Below are 22,946 nucleotides of genomic sequence, written 5' to 3' on the forward strand. Positions count from 1 at the left end.
GGAATATGCTGAATCTCAGGCCTCAACCCGCTTCGCCGCCAGCAGCGCCTTAAGCTCCGGGAGACAGGAACCGCAGTTGGTGCCGCATTTGAGTTTCGCCCCAGCGCGGCAGGCGTACGGCAGCCGCTGGCAATCGCTTCGCCTATCGCCCGTTCGCCCACGCTAAAGCAGCTGCAGATAATGCGCCCGCGCGGCATCTCATCGCCGCCTTTTCTGCCGCTCAATAGTGCATGGCGCCGGGCGGCGTTCTGCGGCGGGGTGCGAAACGCGGCGTGAATCCACTCGGCATCAATAGCCGGCTCGCTGGCGTCGCTCCACCAGCCGAGCATCAGCTCTCCCCCCTGCCACGCCAGCAGGTTCCAGACGTTGCCGCCTTCGGCTACCTGCATCTGCCATCCCTGCCGCTGACACCAGCCCACAAGCCAGTCGCGGGAGCGGGTATCCCCCGCCAGCGAAAGATGGATAACGCCCTGCGCCGCCCGCCGCCGCCAGTGCAGCGAGGCGGGGAGCGGAACCGGCTGGCGAGCAAAAAGCTCGCCTTTCCACGCCGGCAGCCAGGCGGCTATCGCTACCGCCGCCTGTTTACTTTCCGGCTGCCCGGAGTGCGGGTCGGTGACCGCCCTCAGCAGGTTATTCACCCGTCCCTGGCGAGCATACTGATCATTCCAGTGCATCGGCACAAACAGCGACCCGGGACGCTGGCCAGCGCTGATTGTCACTTTTGCTACCATCACCCCATTCGGTGAGCGGACCCGCGCCAGTTCACCTTCCAGCAGCTGATAGCGCGTCGCGTCCGCTGGCGCGACTTCCACCACCGGTTCGCTAATATGCTGCATCAGACGCGGCACCGCGCCAGTGCGGGTCATGGTGTGCCACTGATCGCGGATCCGCCCGCTGTTGAGGATCAGCGGATAGAACGCATCGGTGACCGCCCGAGTGGGCTGTGGTGTCACCGGGACCATGCGCAGTTTGCCGCTGCGGTGCCACCCCTTGAGCAAACCCCAGCTTGCATGGCTGCGGCTCACCGGCCAGCGCACCGGTTCCAGCGCATCCCACGCTTCGCGGCTGAGATCCGCCAGTCCGCCGATGTCAAACGCCCGCTGGCCATCGTTTTCATATCCTGAAAGCGCGGCGTGTTCGCTGAACACCTCGTGCGGATGCTGCCAGGCAAAGGCGGAGCCGAAGCCCAGCGCCTGGGCCACGCGGGCGACGATCCACCAGTCGGCTCTGGCCTCCCCCGGCGGCGGCATGAAAGCGCGCTGGCGTGAGATCCGCCGTTCGGAGTTGGTTACCGTGCCGCTCTTCTCCCCCCACGCCAGCGCGGGAAAGCGGATATGGGCAAAGCGTCCGGTATCGGTAGCGGCGGCGACGTCGGAAACGATGACCAGCGGACAGGCCGCCAGCGCTTCGCTTACCGCATGGCTGTCCGGCAGCGACACCACCGGATTGGTGCCCATAATCCACACCGCTTTCACCTCGCCGCGGCCAATGGCGGCGAACAGATCCACCGCCGTCAGCCCCGGCGTTTGCGCCAGACGTTCGGTCCCCCAGAAGCGCGCCAGACGCCGTAAATCATCGGTTTCAAAATTCATATGCGCCGCCAGCATGGTCGCCAGCCCGCCCACCTCGCGCCCGCCCATGGCGTTAGGTTGTCCGGTCAGCGAAAAAGGCCCGCAGCCCGGGCGTCCAAATTTCCCGCTCGCCAGGTGAACGTTGATGATAGCGTTGCATTTATCGCTGCCGCTGGCGGACTGGTTAATCCCCATGGTATAGAGCGTGATGGCGCGCGGAGCGGCGATAAACTCGCTGTAGAAATCGGCGACCTGCTGTCGCGGCAGGCCGCAGAACTGCGCTACTTTGTCGAGGTCCCAGTTCCGGGCGATAGCCAGCGCCTGCGGCGCATCGCTGAAATCACCGCTGATGGCGCCGCTGGCGGCAATGGAGTTCAGCAGGCCGACAAACAGCCCGCCGTCGCTGCCGGGAGCCAGCGCCAGATGCCGGTCCGCGATATCGCAGGTGGCGGTCCGACGCGGATCAATGACCACCACCCGCATCTGCGGATTGTCGCGCTTCGCCTGCGCCAGCCGCTGATAGAGTACCGGATGCGCCCAAGCGGCGTTCGACCCGACCAGCACCACCAGATCGCTGTTTTCCACGTCCTCATAGCTGCACGGCACCACATCAGCGCCCAGTGCCCGTTTGTAGCCGGTAACCGCTGAAGACATGCACAGCCGCGAATTGGTATCGATATTTGCCGCGCCGATAAACCCCTTCATCAGCTTATTCGCCGCGTAGTAGTCTTCGGTCAGCAGCTGGCCGGAGGCATAAAACGCCACCGCCTGCGGCCCGTGACGGTCGATGACCTCCCGCAGGCGCGAACCCGCCGCCGCCAGCGCCTGGGTCCAGGTTGCGCGCTCGCCGTCGACTTCCGGGAAGAGCAATCTTCCCGCCAGGCCGACCGTTTCGCCCAGCGCCGCCCCCTTCACGCACAGGCGTCCAACGTTTGCCGGGTGCTGCTCATCCCCGCGTACGGTAACCTGGCCATCGGCATTCAGGCTGGCGATAACGCCGCAGCCGACTCCGCAATAGGGACACGTGGTCCTGGTTTCCGTCATCAGGAGGCCTCCGCGCGCGCCAGCAGCTGCTGGTTGCCAACCCACACTTTACCGTTCTCCACTTTAACCGGCCAGGCGCGTACCGCCAGTTCGCCGCCGTCGCACTGGCGGCCATCGCGCAGGCGGATACGCTGCTTATACAGAGGCGAAATCACGATCGGTTCGCCGCCCGCATCGCCAAGCAGGCCGCGCGACAAAACGTTGGCCTCGCTGCCCGGTTCAAGGTTATCGAGGGCATACACCTGGTCGCCGAAGCGGAACAGCGCAATCTGCCGCTCGCCGAGCCGCGCGCCAATCCCCGCCTGCTGTGGAATAGCATCGAGTTCGCAAATGGCCTGCCACGGGCGGGACGGCAGCGCCGGTTCGGCATGCGCCGCGAACGGGGCCAGCTGCGGCTGGCCGCGCAGGGTTTGCCGCTGTACGCTTTCGTCCGGCTCATCGCTGTTCACGTAGGAGCGGAACAGCGCCAGCCGCTGCGGATCGTTAAGGGTGGTTTGCCATTCGCACTGGTAGCTCTCGACCACCCGCGCCATCTCCTGCTCCAGCTCTTCGCCGATGCCGAGGCTGTCTTCGAGGATCACCTCGCGCAGATAGTCGACCCCGCCTTCAAGGTTATCCATCCAGGTACTGGTGCGCTGCAGGCGATCCGCGGTACGAATGTAGAACATCAGCAGCCGATCAATACTGCGAATAAGGGTGGCCTCATCAAGATCGCTGGCGAACAGGTCGGCATGGCGCGGCTTCATGCCGCCGTTGCCGCAAACGTACAGGTTCCAGCCCTTCTCCGTGGCGATAACCCCAATATCTTTCCCCTGGGCTTCCGCGCATTCGCGGGTACAGCCGGAGACGGCCATTTTAATTTTGTGCGGCGCGCGCAGCCCCTTGTAGCGATGTTCGAGGGTGACCGCCAGGCCGGTGGAATCCTGGACGCCGTAGCGGCACCAGGTCGAACCGACGCAGGATTTCACCGTCCGCAGGGATTTGCCGTAGGCGTGGCCGGTTTCAAATCCCGCCTCTGCCAGCTCGCGCCAGATTGCCGGGAGCTGCTCCAGGCGCGCGCCGAAAAGGTCGATACGCTGGCCGCCGGTCACTTTACTGTATAGCTGATAGCGTTTGGCGATCTGGCCGATCGCAATCAGCCCGTCCGGCGTCACCTCGCCCGCCGCCATGCGCGGCACCACCGAATAGGTACCGTCTTTCTGAATATTGGCGAAGTAGCGATCGTTGGTGTCCTGAAGCGGCAGATGCGCCGGCTTCAGCAGATATTCATTCCAGCAGGAGGCCAGCACCGAGGCCACCAGAGGTTTACAGACTTCACAGCCGTGGCCGTGTCCATAGCGGGCAATCAGCTGTTCGAAGGTGCGGATATGGTTGACGCGTACCAGGTGATAGATCTCCTGCCGCGACCACGGAAAGTGCTCGCAGATATCCTTTTTAACTTCGACGCCCTGCCCGGCAAGCTGGTACTCCATCACCTGTTTCACCAGCGCGCTACAGCCGCCGCAGCCGGTCGCCGCTTTAGTGCAGCTTTTTATCGCCGCCATATCGCCCGCGCCGCCGCTCACCGCCTGGCAGATATCGCCTTTGCTGACGTTGTGACAGGAGCAAATCTGCGCGCTGTCCGGCAGCGCCGCTACCCCGAGCGCTTTTGGCGCGCTGCCCTCCCGCGCCGGCAGGATCAGGCTTTCCGGGTGTTTGGGTAAAGCCATCCCGTTAAGCATCATCTGTAGCAGCGTGGCATAGTCGCTGGCATCCCCGACCAGCACCCCGCCGAGCAGTTTTTTGCCCTCCGCGCTGACCACGATTTTTTTGTAGATCTGCTGCGGCCCATCAGTCCACTGATAGCTCTGACAGCCCGGCGTGCGCCCCTGGGCGTCGCCGAACGAGGCGACATCGACGCCCAGCAGCTTCAGCTTAGTGCTCATATCCGCGCCGCTAAAGCAGCCCGCCTCGCCCGCAAGGGTGGCCGCCGCGGCGCGCGCCATCTGATAGCCGGGCGCCACCAGACCATAAATTTTGTTTTCCCACAGGGCGCATTCGCCGATCGCCAGTACGTCCGGGTCGGAGGTACGGCACTGGTTGTCGATGCATATGCCGCCACGTTCGCCTACGTTCAGTCCGCCGCTGCGCGCCAGCGCGTCCTGGGGGCGAATACCGGCGGAGAACACCAGCATATCGGTCGCCAGCGAGCTGCCGTCGGCGAAGTTCAGCTGCAGCCCCTGCTCATTGCGCACAATTTCCGTCGTCGCCTTGCTGGTATGCACCCCGACGCCCAGTTGGCTGATTTTTTCCCGCAGCATCGCCGCGCCGCCGTTGTCCAGCTGCACCGCCATCAGGTTCGGCGCAAACTCGACAACGTGAGTTTCCAGCCCCAGCTGCTTCAGCGCGTTGGCCGCTTCCAGCCCGAGCAGGCCGCCGCCGATAACCACACCCCGTCGGGCGGTTGCGGCGCGGGCGGCAATCTGGTCGAGGTCGTCTAGCGTACGATAAACAAAGCAGCCCTCGAGATTATGACCCGGCACCGGCGGAACAAACGGGTAAGACCCCGTCGCCAGCACCAGCTTATCCCAGTGGGTTTCGTGGCCGAAGGCATCGCGCACCACCCGCGCTTCGCGGTCGATGCTGGCGACCGATTCGCTGAGGCGCAGCTCAATACCGTGCTGAGCGAAAAAATCGCCCTCAACCAGCGACAGCGATTCCGCGCTGCGTCCGGCGAAATATTCAGTCAGATGAACCCGGTCGTAAGCGGCATAGCGCTCCTCGCAGAACACCACAATCCGGTACTGTTGATGAAGGTGACGGTCGACGCATTGCTCAAGAAAATGGTGGCCGACCATACCGTGTCCGACCAGCACTAATACAGGTTTTGTCATCGTAGTTTGTCCCGCAGCGCGCGGCTGCATCGTTGAAGAGGGATCGAAGAGCCACTCTGCCGGCGCCGGCGCATGCGCCCCCAGCAGAGCGGTGAGGGGCGCGGCGCTGCTGCAATCGCCCAGCAGCAGTACGCCGCGCAGCTTGCCGTCGCGCAGCAGCAGGCGACGGTAGTGGCGATCCAGCGGATCCCAGCTGGTATATACGTCATCCTGTTCGGCGGCCCGCAGCTCGCCGGCGCTGAAGAGCTCAATGCCGGTGACCTTCAGGCGGGTGCCGCTGTCCTGCCAGCTGAAATCCTCGCCAGGGGTCGCGCACAGGCGGTCCGCCAACACCTCCGCCTGGCGCAGACACGGTGCCACCAGCCCCCAGGTCTGACCGTCGATTTCACAGCACTCGCCGATGGCGCTGACGCCCGGCTGCGCGGTTGCCAGCTGGCGGTCAACGAGGATTCCGCGGGCGCAGGCCAGCCCGCTGCGCTCGGCCAGCCGTTTGTTCGGCTGCACGCCGGTCGCCAGCACCACCCGCGAGGCGGCAAACGCGCGGCCGTCCTCCAGCCGCACCTGATGTTCATCAATAGCGGCGATACGGCTCTCCATCACGCAGCGAATCCCGCGCTCGGCAAGCAGCATTTGCAGCTGCTCGCCGGCAAAAGCATCGATTTGCTGCTCCATCAGCCCGCTTCCGCGATGGAGCAAAGTGACACTGTCACAATGACACCGCAGCGCCGCGGCGGCCTCTACGCCGAGTACGCCGCCGCCGATGACCACCGCCGGGCCGTCGATGGCCAGGATGCCCTCAACGTCCGCCAGGGTGCGGAAAGCAAAAACGTGCGGCTGGGTGATGCCCGGCAGCGGCGGCAGAAACGGCAGCGAACCGGTGGCGAACACCAGCTCATCCCAGCCCAGTTCGCCTGCGGTGGTTTGCAGCGTACGGGCCGCAATATCCACCGCCGTAACCGTTTCACCGGCGCGTACCGTCACGTTATGCCGCGGATACCACGACGCGGGCAGCAGCCGCGTCTCGCTTGCCGCTTTCTCGGCGCCAAGCACCGGCGACAGCTGAATGCGGTTATAGGCCTGGCACGGCTCATCGCCGATGAGGGTGATGCTAAACCGCTGCGCATCGCGCTCCACCAGCGCCTGCGCCAGGCGCGTGGCCGCCATACCGTTGCCAATAATCACCAGTTGCCGCCTCATCGCCGCCCCCTATGCCGCTTTCGGCTGTTTTTCATAGAGGAAGTGCAGGATCTGCTGGCGCAGATGGTGATAGCGGCTATCGTCCGCCAGCTGCACGCGATGGCGCGGTCGCGGCAGATTGACGTCGAGGATCTCCCCGACCGTCGCCGCCGGACCGTTGGTCATCATCAGCACCCGGTCGGAAAGCAGCACCGCTTCATCAACGTCATGGGTAATCATGACGATGGTGGTATTCAGCGACTGCTGGATCTGCATAACCGCGTCCTGTAAATGCGCCCGCGTCAGGGCATCAAGGGCGCCAAAGGGCTCATCAAGCAGCAGCACTTTCGGTTTCATCGCCAGCGCCCGGGCAATGCCAACGCGCTGCTTCATGCCGCCGGAGATTTCTCCCGGGCGCTTGTGCAGGGCGTGTCCCATCTGTACCCGCTCGAGGTTGTGCTCAATCCACTCTTTACGCTCGCCTTTGCTCATGCTGCGGCGAAAGACCTGATCCACCGCCAGCGCCACGTTGTCAAAGCAGGTTAGCCACGGCAGCAGAGAGTGGTTCTGAAACACCACCGCGCGTTCCGGCCCAGGCCCGGCGATTTCACGGTTGTCGCACAGCAGGCCGCCTTCCGTCGGCAGGGCTATCCCGGCTATCAGATTCAGCAGGGTTGATTTACCGCAGCCGGAGTGGCCGATCAGGCTGATGGTTTCCCCTTCGTAGATGTCGAAGGAGACGTTCTGCAATGCCAGGAATTCGCCGCTGGCGGTGTTAAAACGCTGGCTGACGCCCTGGACCTGAATTAATGGTTTCATCTACGACTCCCTATTTTTCCTGCCAGCTAAAACGACGGGCGAGCAGCATCAACCCCTGTTCCAGCAGCAGCCCGACCACGCCGATAATGACGATGGCGATGATGATGTTTTCGACGTTGAGGTTGTTCCACTCGTTCCAGATCCAGAAGCCGATCCCTAAGCCGCCGGTGAGCATTTCGGCGGCGACAATCACCAGCCAGGCGATACCGATGGAGAGACGAACCCCGGTCAGCACCGCGGGCAATACCGCCGGAAAGAGGATCTTGCGCATCACCGTCCACTCCGACAGCTGCAGCACCCGGGCGACGTTGAGGTAATCTTCCGGAATGCGCCGCACGCCCTCGGCGGTGTTAATGACCATCGGCCAGATCGAGCAGATAAAAATGGTCCAGCTGGAGGCGGGTTCCGCTTTCTGGAACAGCAGCAGGCCGATGGGCAGCCAGGCCAGCGGGCTGACCGGGCGCAGCAGCGCGATCAGCGGGTTAAACATGCGGGCGAAAAACAGCGAGCGGCCAATCAGGAAGCCGAGCGGAATTCCCGCCAGCGCGGCAAGGCCAAATCCCACCGCCACCCGCTGCAGCGACGCCAGCACGTTCCAGCCGATGCCCATATCGTTCGGCCCGTCCTGATAAAACGGGTCGGCGAAAAGGGTTAGCGCGGAATCCAGCGTGCTGAGCGGCGTCGGAAAGCCTTTGCTGTTCATCGCCGCCAGCTGCCAGCCCAGCAGCAGCAATCCCAGCCCGAGCAGCGGCGGCAGAAGACGTTGGGTGACATCCCGCAGCCAGCGGCTGAGCGGAGGCGTGGTTTTGCGCACCTGCAGCGGCGGCAGGGTAATGACTTCGCCGGGCGCGCTGTCGGCGCCGGCCTGCGGTTGCGGTTTATATGCGTGTTTCATCTCATGCCCCCTTACGTTGAATCGCGAAACTGCGGGCGTAGCCTTCCGGATCGGCCCCATTCCAGACCTTGCCATCGATCAGCGTGCTGCTGCGCATCGCCTGCGTCGGCGCGCTGATGCCGCCGACCGCCTGCGCGGCCTCTTTCCAGACGTCAATCCGGTTAATGCGCTGGGCCACCGCCAGATAATCCGGCGCCGACTTCAGCAATCCCCAACGGCGGAACTGGGTCAAAAACCACATGCCGTCCGAGAGCCACGGAAAACTCACTTCTCCCCGTTCGTAGAAGCGCATCGGGTGCGCGTCCTGCCAGCGGTGGCCGATACCGTTGTCGTATTCGCCGAGCATGCGCCCGCTGAGGTACTGCTCTTTGGTGTTCAGCCACGCGCGTCTGGCGAGAAGGCGCGCCGTTTCGCGAGTGTTCTCGGCGGATGCGTCAATCCAGCGCTGGGCCTCTATCAGCGCCGCCACCAGCGCGCGCGCGGTGTTGGGATGACGCTCAACCCATTCGCTGCGGGTGCCGAGAATTTTTTCTGGATGCTCCGGCCAGATATCCTGCGAAGTGGCGGCGGTGAAGCCGATACGATCGTTTATCGCGCGCGCGTTCCACGGTTCGCCAACGCAAAAGCCGCTCATATTGCCGATGCGCATGTTCATTACCATCTGCGGCGGCGGCACAACGACGGTGCGAATATCGTCAAAGGGATTAATTCCACCGCTCGCCAGCCAGTAGTAGAGCCACATCGCGTGGGTGCCGGTTGGGAAGGTGTGGGCGAAGGTGTAGCTGCCCGGCGCCTGCTGGCCGATCAGTTTTTTCAGCCCGCCCAGGTCGGTGACGCCCTTCTCCTGCAGCTCGCTGGAGAGCGTTATCGCCTGACCGTTGCGGTTAAGGGTCATCAGATTGGCCATCGCCTGAGGTTTACTGGCGATCCCCAGCTCAAGGCCGTAGAGCATGCCGTACAGAATGTGCGCGGCGTCCAGCTCCCCGGCAACCAGCTTGTCGCGCACCGCCGCCCAGCTGGCCTCCTTGCTCGGGACGAGGGTGATACCGTACTTTTTATCGAATCCCTTCAGGGAAGCGATAGCTAAGGGGGCGCAGTCGGTCAGCGGAATAAAACCGACCCGCACGGTAGTCTGTTCCGGCTTATCCGACCCCGCCGCCCATGCCGCCTGCATCATGCCGGGCAGCAGCATCGCGCCGCCCAGCGTCGCCCCCGCCTGTAATAAACGCCGCCGTGAAATTGAAAACGTATCGCCCATACCCGCTCCAGAAACGCGCAAAAAAAAGCGCCCGGCGGTGCTTACGCACCGCTGGACGCCTTTATCCTTAGACATACGTGCCGCCGTTGGCCCGCTGCCCAAAACCTTTATTCACTCGTTTTATTTAATGCAAAGCCAATGCCAGATTTGCGGAGGCCCGGTTCACGCGCGTTGGCTCACTCGTCGGGGGCGTTTGAGGCAAAAATTGCACCGTCGGCTGGCAACATATGCCCACTGATTGTGCATCTACTCCTTAGGTGGTACTTGCCATAGCGACTTCACCGTCAGCAGCGCGCGGGCTATCTCAACCATGCGCTGATTTTTGTCCATCGCCATTTTACGCAGCGCCTGCCAGGCCTGCTCCTCCTGCATTCCCTGGTGGGTCATCAGCACGCTTTTGGCTTTTTCAATCAGCTTGCGCTCTTCAAGCGCATCTTTTAACGACGCGAGCTGGGCGGAGAGCTGCTGTAGCTCATGGGCCTGCTGGCGCACCAGCGGCAACAGCTGCTTATCCAGCCGCAGGGCTATACCGTCCTCCTGCCAGTCGGCGGGCGGCACCTGGACCTCCCGATCGTCTCCCTCCAGCAGCGCATCGGCCGCGTTAAGCAGGTCTGCGATCAGCCGCTCTTCCACGCCGCGCAGCTGCTCAAGACGCTGGGTCTGAACGCAAAACCAGCGCAGCGCCGTTTCTCCCTCGTCCGGCGGCGGTTGGCGGGTGCAGGCGACCCGCCGCAGCTGTTCAATTTCCAGGCCGGCCTGGCACTGCTCAACAAACAGAACGGTTTGCGGCGAACTGGCTAAAGCCTGAAAAGTGTCAAAACAGGGCTGCTGGCCGTCAATGCGGTCCACCAGCTGCTGGCGCAGCTCATCGCTGAACAGTCCGCGGGCAAAGCCCAGCGCGCCCAGCGCGCGCTCCTGTCCGACCAGCTCTTTCCCCTGCATAAAGCTGTAAAGCGCGACCATCCGCCCGGCGATTTGCGGATCGTCGATACTGTCGTTGAGCTGCGGAACGATATTCAACAGGTGGCGGATAATGCGGCTAAACTGCCCGGTGGCCTCTTCGGCGGCTATCTCCAGGCCGCGCACGCGTTTACGCAACGCGACAAGCTGCGTCAGATACCACACCGCGCAGGCAATGCGCCAGCAGAGCGCGCTGCTGGCGGCATCGCGGGCAGGTTCCAGCGCCGCATAAAACCGCGTGAGCTGCTCATCAACCAGCGCCGCGCCCGCCCGGCACTCCGCCGCGTATAGTCTGCCGCCCGAGCATAGCCAGATATTTGACGCGCCGCGCTCGCACTGCAGCATATGCACCAGCGCGCTTATCTGGCCTGCCAGCGCCCCCTGCTGCGCCAGCTGGTGCAGCTGCCGCTTCTGTAAGCGACGCGCGCGCGCAAACCAGTCGACCACCTCAGGCGTATTACCCGCCACATTATTCATACCCTTCCCCCGGGTTAACGCTTTATACTTCAGCCAAGCAATAACCGTGCCTTATAGAAGGAGTCCTTATGCAACGTATTGTGATTATCGCTAACGGTGCTGCCTACGGCAGCGAATCCCTGTTCAATAGCCTGCGTCTGGCTATCGCCCTGCGCGAGCAGCAGTCTGACCTCGAACTGAAATTATTTTTAATGTCTGATGCGGTGACCGCCGGCCTGCGCGGACAGAAGCCAGCGGAAGGCTACAACATTCAGCAGATGCTGGAGATCCTCACCGCGCAAAACGTGCCGGTGAAGCTGTGTAAAACCTGCGCTGACGGTCGCGGAATCGGCGCGCTGCCGCTGATTGATGGCGTGGAGATTGGCACCCTCGTCGAGCTGGCGCAGTGGACGCTGGCGGCAGATAAAGTCCTGACCTTCTAAAAATCCGCCATTCAACGGGATTAAATATTAAGCTGGCGGCGTTTGTTAACCGAAAACAATGTCAGCTGAATGCTTTCAGGCACAACGTCATTTTTGTTTAATCTTTATTCCTTTTTTTGATCAAAATCAGCATCTGCCCCCCTCCCCTTTGGTGTTATGCACAGAGCAAAGTGTGAACAATATCACGCGGGTTAATGGGCTGGCAGGATGCTGTAGACAGAAACGGGGTCGAGATTAAATGGCAATGGTAAAAGCAAGTTTAACGTTGTTTGGCGGTGATACGTTGGTGGTGCGTTGTTCCGAACGCTGCCACATTCACCTGATGAGCGCCAAAGTGCCTGGCGATAGTCATGCGGATATTCTGAGTGTGCAGGACAGAGATAGCGCGTATCTGACCGTGCCTTACAGCGGCACCTGGAACGTTCTCATCGACAGCCACAGCCAGTCGCTGGAGCACTCCATCAGCTACGTTCCCGCCTGATAGCAAACGCCCGGGGAAACCCGGGCGATATACTCTTAAGCCAGCCCGGGCTGGCTGCTTTCCCCCAGCAGATGACGCACCTTGCCGACTAAATCGTCGAGGCAGGCATCGTACATCCCGAGTTTGCGCAGCTCCTGATCGAGCGAGAACAGATACTGAGCGTTGGTGCCAAGCGGGCCGCTGGCGCGCGCTATCAGCGGCGCAATCACCTGCGCGCTGGTGTCCGCCTCAAACAGCGGATGACGCGGGTCCATAATAAAAACTAATGCATTGACGGTGCGGCCATCGTCCAGATCCAGCTTGCACCAGGTCGGCAGGTAGCAGCCGGTGATCATCTCCCGCTTCCACAGCAGGGTCAGCTCTTCTTCGAGAGTGTCATCAGGCAGGCGGTAGGCAACCCCGGTGGTGCGCCCGCCCTCTTTCAACGCCAGCATTCGACCCGGCTGAGTGGCGCTACCGCGCCCGGCGGTGAGCCGCAGGCAAAACGCGCGGTGCCAGCCCGGTAGCGTACCGGTACAGGATTCGCGATACTCCAGCGCCGGATTCCACATCAGCGAACCGTAGCCAAAGATCCACACCGAGCCATCGTCCGGACGACAGGCCAGGGTCGCCGCCAAAGAGGCTGCCCGCTGCTCTGCCGACCAAAGAAGCGATTCCTCAATAGCGCCAAACGCCGTTTTACAATCCGCATTCAGTAAGAAATCACGCGTTAACACTTTCTACTACCTCCGCCACTGCCCGCTTCCCGGCGATTATCTGGTGCCATCCGTGAAGTATTGCCGAATTATTATCCAGCTTTATTTGACAATAAGCAATGAACGAGCCGCGGGCAAGGGCTCAGGCAGCACATGAGGTAGCAAAAGCGATTACTTCTTCTTATGCCACTTATCATCATCGCCTTTTTGGTACTCATTTTTCACCGCCGCCCAGGCGACTTTGTGCGCCGTCTCTTCACGGCTGGCGTCATCGCGTCGGTCTTCTTTATGCTTATACTGGTCCCAGGCGCTGTTAAAGGCCTCTTTGTAAATCTCCTGGGCATGCGCAGGCAGAACGTGCTGAACGCTGTCGGGTAATTCACTTTTGTTGCTATAGGGCATGGCGACCTCCAGATTTAAGGTGAATAGTCAGTCTGTCAGGCGATTTACCGGCTGGCAAGGCGATGGATAAATGAGAAAGATGTTTTAGTAATTATCTGAATAATAAATACAAAACGATATTAACCGCAGTTTATGGCAATCTACCACTTTTCCATGGTCAGAGTGGTAAATTTAAGTAAAAAAACAAAGTAGTTCGATCAATGTCTGTTATTTTATTAACTTACAGTATCTATAATTATAACACCTGCACACCTGGAGATAATTCATGACCGATGCACATGAGGCGGTGAAAACCCGCCACAAGGAGACCTCCCTCGCCTTTCCGGTTCTGGCGCTGGCGGTGCTGTTTTTCTGGGGAAGCAGCCAGTCACTGCCAGTGGTCGTTGCCATTAATATCCTGGCGCTGGTCGGGATTCTGAGCAGCGCGTTCAGCGTTGTTCGCCACGCCGACGTTCTGGCGCACCGCCTTGGCGAACCCTATGGTTCGTTAATTTTAAGCCTTTCAGTGGTTATTCTCGAAGTCAGCCTGATTTCCGCATTAATGGCCACCGGCGACGCCGCGCCGACCCTGATGCGAGATACGCTTTATTCAATCATCATGATTGTTACCGGCGGGCTGGTAGGTTTTTCTTTATTGTTGGGCGGGCGCAAATTCGCCACCCAGTATATGAATCTGTTCGGCCTTAAACAGTACCTCATTGCCCTCTTTCCGCTGGCGATCATCGTCCTGGTCTTTCCCATGGCGCTGCCCGGAGCTAATTTCACCACCGGCCAGGCGCTGCTGGTTGCGCTGATCTCCGCCGCCATGTACGGCGTGTTCCTGCTGATTCAAACGAAAACGCACCAGAGCCTGTTTGTTTACGAACACGAGGATGACGGCGACGACGATGACCCGCATCACGGCAAACCGTCGGCCCATAGCAGCAAGTGGCACACCGCCTGGCTGCTGGTACACCTGGTTGCGGTTATCGCCGTGACTAAAATGAACGCCAATCCGCTGGAGACGCTGCTGACCAGCATGAATGCCCCCGTCGCCTTTACCGGCTTCCTGGTCGCGCTGCTGATCCTCTCTCCGGAAGGCCTTGGCGCGCTGAAAGCGGTCCTGAACAATCAGGTCCAGCGGGCGATGAACCTGTTCTTCGGCTCCGTGCTGGCCACCATTTCCCTGACGGTACCGGTGGTGACGCTTATCGCCTTCCTCACCGGCAACGAACTGCGCTTTGGCCTTGGCGCGCCGGAAATGGTGGTGATGGTCGCCTCGCTGCTGCTGTGCCAGATATCGTTCTCTACCGGGCGTACCAACGTGCTGAACGGCGCGGCGCACCTGGCGCTGTTCGCCGCCTACCTGATGACCATTTTTGCCTGAACCTTCCCCGGCGGCGTCCGCCTGTCGGGGAGATAAAAAAAGCCTGCCGGTTTTGCAACGGGCAGGCTTTTGTCATTTCAGCGACGGTTACTTGCTGGTATCGAGCTCATCGAAGCCTTTAACCAGATCGTCGATGGCTTTCATCTGCTTGAGGAACGGCTCCAGTTTATCCAGCGGCAGCGCGGACGGACCGTCGCATTTCGCGTGCTCCGGATCCGGATGCGCTTCAATAAACAGGCCGGCGATACCCACCGCCATCCCGGCACGCGCCAGTTCGGCAACCTGCGCGCGGCGTCCGCCGGAAGCGGCGCCAAACGGGTCGCGGCACTGCAGAGCGTGAGTAACGTCGAAGATAACCGGTGAGTTATTGGAGGCTTTCTTCATCACGCCAAAGCCCAGCATGTCGACCACCAGGTTATCGTAGCCGAAGTTCGCGCCGCGATCGCAAAGGATCACTTTGTCGTTGCCGCCTTCGATAAACTTATCGACGATATTGCCCATTTGGCCCGGGCTCACGAACTGCGGTTTTTTCACGTTGATCACCGCGCCGGTTTTCGCCATCGCTTCAACCAGATCGGTCTGACGGGCAAGGAACGCTGGCAGCTGAATAACGTCCACCACGTCAGCGACCGGCTGAGCCTGGCTGGCTTCGTGAACGTCGGTGATGATTTTCACGCCGAACGTTTGTTTCAGCTCCTGGAAAATCTTCATCCCTTCTTCCAGCCCCGGCCCGCGATAGGAGTGGATGGAAGAACGGTTAGCTTTATCAAAAGAGGCTTTAAACACATAAGGAATACCCAGCTTCTGCGTGACGGTCACGTAGTGTTCGCAGATACGCATCGCCAGATCGCGGGATTCCAGCACGTTCATGCCGCCAAACAGCACGAATGGCAGGTCGTTTGCTACGTTGATATCACCAATGCTAACCACTTTTTGTTTCATAAGTTCGCCTTATCAGGGTGTAACCGGAATGGTTTCAGACTAATGCAATGTAATTTGTTTGTGCGAAATGGTGTTGATCTGCGCGCGGATCATCTCGCTGATGGGATCCTCCGGGCACTGTTCAACGAAGTAACTGAGGTCCTGCAGCGCCACGTGATCGCAATCCAGCTGGGCGTATATCAGTCCCCGGTCGCGAATTTCGTACGGGTCTTCCGGATTGAACTGCAGCAGCGCTTCGCTGGTCCGTAACGCCAGTTCCATCTGCCGCTCTTCCATCAGCGCCGATTTGAGCGTGTCGAGCAGCTTGCGGATCACTTCCGCGTTGTCGGCTTCATCGAGGTCTTCGTTAAACAGCTCGGCGACCGGACTAATATTGCCCTTCAGCCACACTTCCAGCGTATGCTCGTTGAGCGTTTCGCCGTTAAATGGATTAATGAGCCACATCTCTTCGCTCTCTTCAGGGTCGGCGCGCAGCAGCATCTGGGTCGGAAAAATCACCGGCACCACCGGCAGCGCCAGGCGCTGGGCAATCCACAGCAGGATTGCGCCTAGCGATACCGCGCTACCCTGACGATTGTTCAGGACTTTATCAAGCCAGAGCACGTCGGACAGGCGGTAAACGCCGCGCGAATCGCTAAAGCCCCAGTCATGATAGAAAAGCTCCAGCAGACGTTCTATCTGGCGCTCCTGGTCCCACGAAGCGGCAATCTCCTCACGCGCCAGGCCCAGCAGCCGCTCCAGCTCATCCTGAACATAGTGCGTCGGAAAATCGTCGCGGATTAATTCAGAAATGAGGACCATGCCGTCGCATAACGGCGCTTTATTAAATTCGAAATCAGCTAACGACCTCATGCCTTACCCCAGTAACGGTGTTCTTGTGATGGCGAGTTGAATAATGATAAACAACACCACCAGGGCCAGCAGAAAGGCGACAAACCGGCTCTGCTGACTGCGCTGGCGACGACGGCCCAGCGCGATAAATCCCAATGCGATATAAATGATAACGCCAAACAGCTTCTCAGTCAGCCATGTACCCTCTTCGGTAAACGGCAGATAGTGCGTTATTGCCATTAGTCCGGCGCCGCTGAGAAACAGCAGCGTATCGCTACAGTGCGGCGCGATACGAACCCAGCGCTGGTCGAGCAGACGGTTACCGCTCCAGCTCCACCAGTAGCGCAGCACGAACAGGCTCACCGAAACCACCACGCAGGCGATATGCAGATACAGTACCGCGTTAAACAGATTCATACGCCTCCCTGATATTGCCCGAGCGTCAGACGCTCGTTGTCTCCGTAGTCCCGACAGGTGGCAATATTGCCATAACCCGCCGCGCGAAAGATTGCGCGCACGGCTTCCCCCTGCGTCCAGCCGTGTTCCAGCAGCATCACGCCGCCGGCAGCCAGATAGCGGCGGCCTTCGCGGATGATATGCGCCAGATCGGCCAGACCGCCATCGGCGGCGACCAGCGCCGTTTTCGGCTCAAAGCGCACATCGCCCTGCGCAAGATGCGGGTCGGTTTCATCGATATAGGGCGGATTGCTGACGATGATGTCGAACTGCTGCCCGGCGAGCGCGCTAAACCAGTGGCTTTGCAGTATCCTGACGTTAGGGATAGCGAGATGTTCAGCGTTACGCGCCGCCAGCGCCACCGCGTCGGGCATTACGTCAACGGCGGTGACGTGGCAATCGGGGCGTTCGCTGGCCAGCGCCAGAGCGATGGCCCCGGTGCCGGTGCCGAGATCGAGAATGCGGCACGGCTTGTCGGATAACCGCGCCAGCGTCTGTTCAACCAGGCATTCGGTATCCGGACGCGGGATCAGCGTGGCGGGAGAAACGAACAGCGGCAGCGACCAGAATTCGCGCTGGCCCACCAGATGAGCCACCGGCTCGCCCCGGGCGCGACGGCTGAGCAGCGTTTCCAGCTCGGCGGCCTGCGCCGCCGTCAGCGCCGTTTCGCCAAAGGCGAGAATATAGGTCCGCGCCCTGCCGGTCACGTGACCCAGCAGGATTTCGGCATCCCGGCGCGGGCTTTCACTTTGGCTCAGGCGGACGATGGCCTGCGTCAGCCACTGCTGAAAAGTCATCATTCCTGCTCGGAAAGAGCGGCCAGCTGATCGGCCTGATATTCCTGAACGATCGGCTCAATCAGCATATCCAGCTTGCCTTCCATCGCTTCGTCCAGACGGTAAAGCGTCAGGTTGATGCGGTGATCGGTCACGCGGCCCTGCGGAAAGTTATAGGTGCGGTTACGATCGCTGCGATCGCCGCTGCCCAGCAGGTTACGGCGCTCTGAGGCTTCCGCCTGCTGGCGCCTTGAAACTTCCGCGGCGCGAATACGCGCGCCAAGCACCGACAGCGCTTTGGCTTTGTTTTTGTGCTGAGAACGTTCGTCCTGACACTCGACGACGATGCCGGTCGGCAGGTGGGTAATACGGATCGCCGAGTCGGTGGTGTTAACGTGCTGACCGCCCGCGCCGGAGGAGCGGAAGGTATCGATGCGCAGATCGCTCGGGTTGATATCCGGCATTTCGGCTTCCGGCAGCTCCGGCATGACCGCCACGGTGCAGGCGGAGGTATGGATACGCCCCTGGGATTCGGTAGCCGGCACGCGCTGTACGCGATGGCCGCCGGATTCGAACTTCAGTCGCCCATAGACGCCGTCGCCGCTGATTTTGGCAATCACTTCTTTAAAGCCGCCGTGCTCGCCTTCGTTGGCGCTCATGATTTCCACGCGCCAGCGGCGTGATTCCGCGTAACGGCTGTACATACGGAACAGATCGCCCGCGAACAGCGCCGCTTCATCGCCGCCGGTACCGGCGCGAACTTCAACAAACGCGTTACGCTCGTCGTCCGGGTCTTTTGGCAGCAGCAGAACCTGCAGCTGCTGCTCCATCTGCTCACCCTTTTCTTTCGCTTCGCGCAGCTCTTCCTGCGCCATTTCGCGCATTTCCGGGTCGTCGAGCATCATCTGCGCGGCTTCGATATCATCCTGCAGCTGACGCCAGTCGGTGTAGCAGCGGGCGACGTCGCTCAGCTGTGCGTATTCGCGCGACAATGCGCGAAATTTATCCTGATCGGCGATGGTTGCGGCATCGCCGAGTAGCGCCTGAACTTCCTCATGGCGTTCGTAAAGGGCTTCCAGTTTGGCAACAATAGAAGGCTTCATAGGCGTGAATTCACCCTGTCCTAAAAAAGAGAGAAAGGTGCGCTATTCCAGCCCGAGGCTGTTGCGCAGAATATGCAGGCGTTCATCATCCCCGTCACGGGCGGCCTGCTGAAGAGATTTGGTTGGCGAGTGGATCAGGCGGTTAGTCAGCTTACGCGCCAGATCCTGCATGATTTCCTGCGCATCGCCGCCCTGATTGAGCGCAGCCAGCGCTTTTGCCGTCAGCTCCTCGCGGACCTGCTCGGCCTGGGAGCGATATTCGCGGATAGTCTCGCTGGCGCTCTGAGCGCGCAGCCAGGCCATAAATTCGCTGGCTTCCTGCTCGACAATGGTTTCCGCCTGCACCGCCGCGGCTTTACGCTGCGCCAGATTGTTCTGAATGATGTTTTGCAGATCGTCCACGCTGTAGAGATAGGCGTTCGCCAGCTTGCCAACCTCCGGTTCGACATCGCGCGGAACGGCGATATCCACCAGCAGCATCGGCTGATTGCGGCGCGCCTTCAGCGCGCGCTCCACCATCCCTTTGCCAATAATCGGCAGCGGGCTGGCGGTAGAACTAATAATGATATCCGCTTCTTTTAGCCGTTCGTCGATGTCGCTCAGGGCGATCACCTCCGCGCCGACTTCATCGGCCAGCGCCTGAGCGCGCTCGCGGGTGCGGTTAGCAATCACCATCTTGCGCACCTTATGCTCGCGCAGATGGCGGGCCACCAGCTCGATAGTCTCACCGGCGCCAACCAGCAGCACGGTCACGCTGGAGAGTGATTCGAAGATTTGTCGCGCCAGGGTACAGGCGGCAAACGCCACGGAGACCGCGCTGGCGCCGATATCGGTTTCGGTACGCACGCGTTTGGCCACCGAGAACGACTTCTGGAACATGCGCTCCAGCTCGCTAACGTTCAGGTGACCACGGCTGGAGTCGGCAAAGGCTTTTTTCACCTGCCCGAGGATCTGCGGCTCGCCCAGCACCAGCGAATCCAGGCCGCTGGCGACGCGCATCAGATGGCTAACCGCCTCGTTGTCCTGATGCCAGTAGAGGCTTTTGCGCAGGTCGTCTTCATTTAAACCGTGGTAGTCGCACAGCCAGCGGATAAGCACTTCCTGAAGGTTATCCTGCTCTTCGACGCTGAGATAGAGTTCCGTGCGGTTACAGGTCGACAGCACCACCCCGCCCTGCACCATTGGCTGGGCCAGCAAGCTCTCCAGCGCCTGATCGAGCGTATCCGGCGAAAACGTTACGCGTTCTCGCAGCGCTACAGGAGCTGTTTTGTGGTTAATGCCAAGAGCTAAAAGCGTCATTGTGAGGGAGTAGTACCAGCGTTGCTAAGGTTAGTCTGCAGGCATCATACAGGATGCGCGTAATCAATAAAAGAGAGGCTCCCCTTTTGGAGTAATAGCTAATCTGTAATAGCCATTAACGGTAATTTTTTGATTTCAGACAACTTGAACGTAGACGCTACCGTCCGGCAACGCTAGCATTAATGGTTATAATTGTAACCCGCTACACAAATCGGCCGCCTGTTTCTCCCATTCGCCGCATTTCACTGTAGACATCAAGGATTTGTCATCATTATGAATCGACTGTTCCGCCTGTTGCCGCTGGCAAGCCTCGTTCTGACCGCCTGTGCGATTAATGCTCCGAAAGGGCCGGGTAAAAGCCCGGATTCTCCACAGTGGCGTCAGCACCAGCAAGATGTCCGCAATCTTAATCAGTTCCAGACGCGCGGCGCTTTTGCTTATCTTTCTGATGAGCAAAAAGTCTATGCCCGCTTCTTCTGGCAGCAAACCGGCCAGGACCGCTACCGCCTGCTGCTGACTAACCCCCTCGGCAGCACCGAGCTGTCGTTAACCGCCCAGCCGGGCAGCGTGCAGCTGATTGACAATAAAGGCCAGACCTACACGGCGACCGACGCCGAAGAGATGATTGGCCGCCTGACCGGCATGCCGATTCCGCTCAACAGCCTGCGCCAGTGGATTATTGGCCTGCCGGGCGAGGCCACCGACTACTCGCTTGACGACCAGTACCGCCTGCGCGAGCTGAACTACACGCAAAACGGCAAAACCTGGCACGTCACCTACGGTGGCTACACCTCGGACACCAAACCTTCGCTACCGGCCAATATGGAGCTTAACGACGGCAGTCAGCGCATCAAGCTGAAAATGGATAACTGGATTGTGAAATGATGACCCGCTGGCCTTCTCCCGCAAAGCTGAATCTGTTTTTGTATATTACCGGGCAGCGCGCCGACGGTTACCACACCCTGCAGACGCTGTTTCAGTTTCTGGATTATGGCGACACGCTGACGATTGAACCGCGCGACGATGGCCAGCTGCGTCTGCTGACGCCGGTTGACGGCGTGCCGGATGAAGAGAACCTGATTATTCGCGCGGCCAGGCTTTTAATGCAGGCCGCAGCCCAGGCCGGGAAGCTTCCTGCGGGCAGCGGCGCCGATATCAGCATCGACAAGGTTCTTCCGATGGGCGGCGGCCTCGGCGGCGGTTCGTCCAACGCCGCGACCGTACTGGTGGCGCTGAATCACTTATGGGGCTGCCATCTCTCGGAAGATGAGCTGGCGGCGTTGGGTCTGCAGCTGGGCGCCGACGTGCCGGTGTTCGTGCGCGGCCATGCGGCCTTTGCCGAAGGCGTCGGGGAAATTCTCACCCCGGCCGAACCGGAGGAAAAATGGTATCTGGTGGCCCATCCGGGAGTGAGCATTCCCACGCCGATCATTTTTCGCGATCCGGAACTACCGCGCAATACCCCGTCAAGGTCAATTAATACGTTATTAAAATGTAAATTCGGCAATGATTGCGAGGTTATCGCAAGAAAACGTTTTCGTGAGGTTGATGCAGCGCTTTCCTGGCTGTTAGAATATGCGCCGTCGCGCCTGACTGGCACCGGTGCATGTGTGTTTGCTGAATTTGACACTGAATCCGCCGCTCGTCAGGTGCTTGAAAAAGCCCCGGCATGGCTGCATGGCTTCGTAGCGCGAGGTGTTAATATCTCTCCGCTCAAGCAGGCGCTGCGCTAAGTTCTGCTCATTATAGCAAATTTGGTGAAAACGCCGGGGAAACTGAGTTACGGTGACAACGTCACCCTGTTCCAGACGTTGCATCGGGCTCTTTAAATACACCGCCTGGATGAAATCGTGCCCACCCGCACCGTTTTTGGCCCATTTCATCCACCACTGGACGCATGCCTGAGGTTCTTCTCGTGCCTGATATGAAGCTTTTTGCTGGTAACGCCACCCCGGAACTAGCACAACGTATTGCCAACCGCCTGTACACTTCTCTTGGCGACGCCGCTGTAGGTCGTTTTAGCGACGGCGAAGTCAGCGTACAAATCAATGAAAACGTACGCGGTGGTGATATTTTCATCATCCAGTCCACTTGTGCTCCCACCAACGACAACCTGATGGAACTGGTTGTTATGGTTGATGCTCTGCGTCGTGCTTCGGCAGGTCGTATCACCGCTGTTATCCCCTACTTCGGTTATGCTCGCCAGGACCGTCGTGTTCGTTCTGCTCGTGTGCCTATCACCGCGAAAGTGGTTGCTGACTTCCTGTCCAGCGTCGGCGTTGACCGCGTTCTGACCGTTGACCTGCACGCAGAACAAATTCAGGGCTTCTTTGACGTTCCGGTGGATAACGTATTCGGCAGCCCGATCCTGCTGGAAGATATGCTGCAGCTGAACCTGGATAACCCTATCGTGGTTTCTCCGGACATCGGCGGCGTGGTTCGCGCTCGCGCTATCGCCAAGCTGCTGAACGATACCGATATGGCTATCATCGACAAACGCCGTCCGCGCGCTAACGTTTCTCAGGTGATGCACATCATCGGTGACGTCGCCGGCCGTGACTGCGTAATGGTTGACGATATGATCGATACCGGCGGTACCCTGTGTAAAGCTGCGGAAGCGCTGAAAGAGCGCGGCGCGAAACGCGTATTCGCCTACGCCACGCACCCGATCTTCTCCGGCAACGCCATCCAGAACATCAAAAACTCTGTGATTGACGAATTCGTCGTCTGCGATACCATTCCGCTGACGCCGGAAATCAAAGCGCTGGAAAAGGTACGTACTCTGACGCTGTCTGGTATGCTGGCCGAAGCGATTCGTCGTATCAGCAACGAAGAATCTATCTCTGCTATGTTCGAACATTAATCGAGCCCGGCTCAAAAACCCGCTGCGGCGGGTTTTTTTGTCTCTGAACCTTTTATTCTCCACAAAATCATTCGGCATGCGTCAAGGCGGCAAGTGAATGAATCTCCGGCAGCGTACAGGCAGTACGAGACCGGGATAAATGAACGCAGCCAACACAGAGGCATCCCGAAGGATGACGTGGAAATGACCGATGCCTCCTTCACCTGCCATTTAGTTGACAGATGATGCGCTCATGGA

General features: G+C 60.0%; 19 protein-coding genes and 1 pseudogene. 6 read left to right on the top strand and 14 right to left on the bottom strand.

Annotation, left to right across the window (positions count from 1 at the left end; all coding sequences use genetic code 11):
• Positions 1–15: 15 nt before the first annotated feature.
• The 6 genes and pseudogenes from CDA56_RS08390 to nasR form a co-directional block, all read right to left on the bottom strand.
• Positions 16–2,615 (bottom strand): annotated as a pseudogene (locus CDA56_RS08390) (nitrate reductase).
• Positions 2,615–6,685, bottom strand: a complete 4,071-nt coding sequence (gene nirB, locus CDA56_RS08395; protein ID WP_072351765.1) for a nitrite reductase large subunit NirB — start codon at positions 6,683–6,685, stop codon at positions 2,615–2,617. The pseudogene CDA56_RS08390 and the gene nirB overlap by 1 nt, the downstream one beginning before the upstream one ends.
• Positions 6,686–6,694: 9 nt before the next feature.
• Positions 6,695–7,483 (bottom strand): ABC transporter ATP-binding protein, encoded by a 789-nt coding sequence (locus CDA56_RS08400; RefSeq protein WP_014838761.1) that lies wholly within the window; start codon positions 7,481–7,483, stop codon positions 6,695–6,697.
• Between the two features lie 10 nt (positions 7,484–7,493).
• Entirely contained in the window at positions 7,494–8,378 is an 885-nt protein-coding gene (ntrB, locus tag CDA56_RS08405; RefSeq protein ID WP_014229752.1) for a nitrate ABC transporter permease, read from the bottom strand.
• 1 nt (position 8,379) lies between these two features.
• Entirely contained in the window at positions 8,380–9,636 is a 1,257-nt protein-coding gene (locus tag CDA56_RS08410; RefSeq protein ID WP_064375344.1) for a CmpA/NrtA family ABC transporter substrate-binding protein, read from the bottom strand.
• Positions 9,637–9,882: 246 nt separating this feature from the next.
• Positions 9,883–11,073: a nitrate regulatory protein NasR gene (nasR, locus tag CDA56_RS08415; RefSeq protein WP_057173986.1), complete on the bottom strand. Its 1,191-nt coding sequence runs from the start codon at positions 11,071–11,073 to the stop codon at positions 9,883–9,885.
• 68 nt (positions 11,074–11,141) lie between these two features.
• Between nasR and CDA56_RS08420 the strand changes: the two genes are divergently transcribed.
• Together CDA56_RS08420 and CDA56_RS08425 are read left to right on the top strand one after the other, a co-directional pair.
• Positions 11,142–11,495, top strand: coding sequence for a DsrE/DsrF/TusD sulfur relay family protein (locus CDA56_RS08420; RefSeq protein WP_014229754.1), 354 nt, complete (start codon positions 11,142–11,144; stop codon positions 11,493–11,495).
• A 238-nt stretch (positions 11,496–11,733) separates the two neighbouring features.
• Complete coding sequence (locus CDA56_RS08425) at positions 11,734–11,976, top strand: DUF1883 domain-containing protein (RefSeq protein WP_002910387.1); 243 nt, start codon at positions 11,734–11,736, stop codon at positions 11,974–11,976.
• Between the two features lie 35 nt (positions 11,977–12,011).
• Here the strand turns inward: CDA56_RS08425 and CDA56_RS08430 are convergent, their stop codons facing one another.
• Positions 12,012–12,692 carry a gamma-glutamylcyclotransferase gene (locus tag CDA56_RS08430; protein ID WP_004851874.1) on the bottom strand — a complete coding sequence of 227 codons (681 nt, stop codon included), beginning with the start codon at positions 12,690–12,692 and terminating at the stop codon, positions 12,012–12,014.
• Positions 12,693–12,842: 150 nt separating this feature from the next.
• Positions 12,843–13,073 (bottom strand): putative cation transport regulator ChaB, encoded by a 231-nt coding sequence (gene chaB / locus CDA56_RS08435; protein WP_009651994.1) that lies wholly within the window; start codon positions 13,071–13,073, stop codon positions 12,843–12,845.
• Positions 13,074–13,338: 265 nt separating this feature from the next.
• Here chaB and chaA point away from each other — a divergent pair, with 265 nt between their 5' ends.
• The gene (chaA, locus tag CDA56_RS08440) at positions 13,339–14,439 is read left to right on the top strand and encodes a sodium-potassium/proton antiporter ChaA (RefSeq protein WP_024357863.1); all 1,101 of its coding nucleotides are present in this window, start codon (positions 13,339–13,341) and stop codon (positions 14,437–14,439) included.
• Between the two features lie 87 nt (positions 14,440–14,526).
• Here chaA and kdsA read toward each other — a convergent pair whose 3' ends face one another.
• The 6 genes from kdsA to hemA are packed head-to-tail and all read right to left on the bottom strand — an operon-like array spanning position 14,527 to position 19,846.
• Positions 14,527–15,381 carry a 3-deoxy-8-phosphooctulonate synthase gene (kdsA, locus tag CDA56_RS08445; protein ID WP_004851877.1) on the bottom strand — a complete coding sequence of 285 codons (855 nt, stop codon included), beginning with the start codon at positions 15,379–15,381 and terminating at the stop codon, positions 14,527–14,529.
• 39 nt (positions 15,382–15,420) lie between these two features.
• Entirely contained in the window at positions 15,421–16,233 is an 813-nt protein-coding gene (sirB1, locus tag CDA56_RS08450) for an invasion regulator SirB1 (protein WP_004851879.1), read from the bottom strand.
• Positions 16,234–16,236: 3 nt separating this feature from the next.
• Positions 16,237–16,629 (bottom strand): invasion regulator SirB2, encoded by a 393-nt coding sequence (gene sirB2, locus CDA56_RS08455; RefSeq protein ID WP_004851880.1) that lies wholly within the window; start codon positions 16,627–16,629, stop codon positions 16,237–16,239.
• Positions 16,626–17,465, bottom strand: a complete 840-nt coding sequence (gene prmC / locus CDA56_RS08460) for a peptide chain release factor N(5)-glutamine methyltransferase (protein WP_032694081.1) — start codon at positions 17,463–17,465, stop codon at positions 16,626–16,628. The genes sirB2 and prmC overlap by 4 nt, the downstream gene beginning before the upstream one ends.
• Entirely contained in the window at positions 17,465–18,547 is a 1,083-nt protein-coding gene (prfA, locus tag CDA56_RS08465; RefSeq protein ID WP_004851884.1) for a peptide chain release factor 1, read from the bottom strand. The genes prmC and prfA overlap by 1 nt, the downstream gene beginning before the upstream one ends.
• Before the next feature lie 42 nt (positions 18,548–18,589).
• A complete protein-coding gene (gene hemA, locus CDA56_RS08470) occupies positions 18,590–19,846 on the bottom strand; it encodes a glutamyl-tRNA reductase (protein WP_102803457.1) in 1,257 nt (418 codons plus the stop codon).
• A gap of 273 nt (positions 19,847–20,119) precedes the next feature.
• Between hemA and lolB the strand changes: the two genes are divergently transcribed.
• From lolB to prs, 3 genes are all read left to right on the top strand, one after another.
• Positions 20,120–20,731, top strand: coding sequence for a lipoprotein insertase outer membrane protein LolB (gene lolB, locus CDA56_RS08475; RefSeq protein WP_004851888.1), 612 nt, complete (start codon positions 20,120–20,122; stop codon positions 20,729–20,731).
• Entirely contained in the window at positions 20,731–21,579 is an 849-nt protein-coding gene (ispE, locus tag CDA56_RS08480; RefSeq protein ID WP_009651969.1) for a 4-(cytidine 5'-diphospho)-2-C-methyl-D-erythritol kinase, read from the top strand. Before lolB ends, ispE begins: the two co-directional genes overlap by 1 nt.
• Before the next feature lie 182 nt (positions 21,580–21,761).
• Complete coding sequence (prs, locus tag CDA56_RS08490; protein ID WP_004103157.1) at positions 21,762–22,709, top strand: ribose-phosphate diphosphokinase; 948 nt, start codon at positions 21,762–21,764, stop codon at positions 22,707–22,709.
• Positions 22,710–22,946 lie beyond the last annotated feature (237 nt).

This window comes from Klebsiella michiganensis, assembly GCF_002925905.1.
Taxonomy (GTDB): Bacteria; Pseudomonadota; Gammaproteobacteria; order Enterobacterales; family Enterobacteriaceae; genus Klebsiella; species Klebsiella michiganensis.

Excerpts from the sequence above, each read along its gene's own strand:
- nirB (WP_072351765.1), bottom strand. The coding sequence starts at position 6,685 with ATGAGGCGGCAACTGGTGATTATTGGCAACGGTATGGCGGCCACGCGC.
- CDA56_RS08400 (WP_014838761.1), bottom strand. The coding sequence starts at position 7,483 with ATGAAACCATTAATTCAGGTCCAGGGCGTCAGCCAGCGTTTTAACACC.
- ntrB (WP_014229752.1), bottom strand. The coding sequence starts at position 8,378 with ATGAAACACGCATATAAACCGCAACCGCAGGCCGGCGCCGACAGCGCG.
- CDA56_RS08410 (WP_064375344.1), bottom strand. The coding sequence starts at position 9,636 with ATGGGCGATACGTTTTCAATTTCACGGCGGCGTTTATTACAGGCGGGG.
- nasR (WP_057173986.1), bottom strand. The coding sequence starts at position 11,073 with ATGAATAATGTGGCGGGTAATACGCCTGAGGTGGTCGACTGGTTTGCG.
- CDA56_RS08420 (WP_014229754.1), top strand. The coding sequence starts at position 11,142 with ATGCAACGTATTGTGATTATCGCTAACGGTGCTGCCTACGGCAGCGAA.
- CDA56_RS08425 (WP_002910387.1), top strand. The coding sequence starts at position 11,734 with ATGGCAATGGTAAAAGCAAGTTTAACGTTGTTTGGCGGTGATACGTTG.
- chaB (WP_009651994.1), bottom strand. The coding sequence starts at position 13,073 with ATGCCCTATAGCAACAAAAGTGAATTACCCGACAGCGTTCAGCACGTT.
- chaA (WP_024357863.1), top strand. The coding sequence starts at position 13,339 with ATGACCGATGCACATGAGGCGGTGAAAACCCGCCACAAGGAGACCTCC.
- kdsA (WP_004851877.1), bottom strand. The coding sequence starts at position 15,381 with ATGAAACAAAAAGTGGTTAGCATTGGTGATATCAACGTAGCAAACGAC.
- sirB1 (WP_004851879.1), bottom strand. The coding sequence starts at position 16,233 with ATGAGGTCGTTAGCTGATTTCGAATTTAATAAAGCGCCGTTATGCGAC.
- sirB2 (WP_004851880.1), bottom strand. The coding sequence starts at position 16,629 with ATGAATCTGTTTAACGCGGTACTGTATCTGCATATCGCCTGCGTGGTG.
- prmC (WP_032694081.1), bottom strand. The coding sequence starts at position 17,465 with ATGACTTTTCAGCAGTGGCTGACGCAGGCCATCGTCCGCCTGAGCCAA.
- prfA (WP_004851884.1), bottom strand. The coding sequence starts at position 18,547 with ATGAAGCCTTCTATTGTTGCCAAACTGGAAGCCCTTTACGAACGCCAT.
- hemA (WP_102803457.1), bottom strand. The coding sequence starts at position 19,846 with ATGACGCTTTTAGCTCTTGGCATTAACCACAAAACAGCTCCTGTAGCG.
- lolB (WP_004851888.1), top strand. The coding sequence starts at position 20,120 with ATGAATCGACTGTTCCGCCTGTTGCCGCTGGCAAGCCTCGTTCTGACC.
- ispE (WP_009651969.1), top strand. The coding sequence starts at position 20,731 with ATGACCCGCTGGCCTTCTCCCGCAAAGCTGAATCTGTTTTTGTATATT.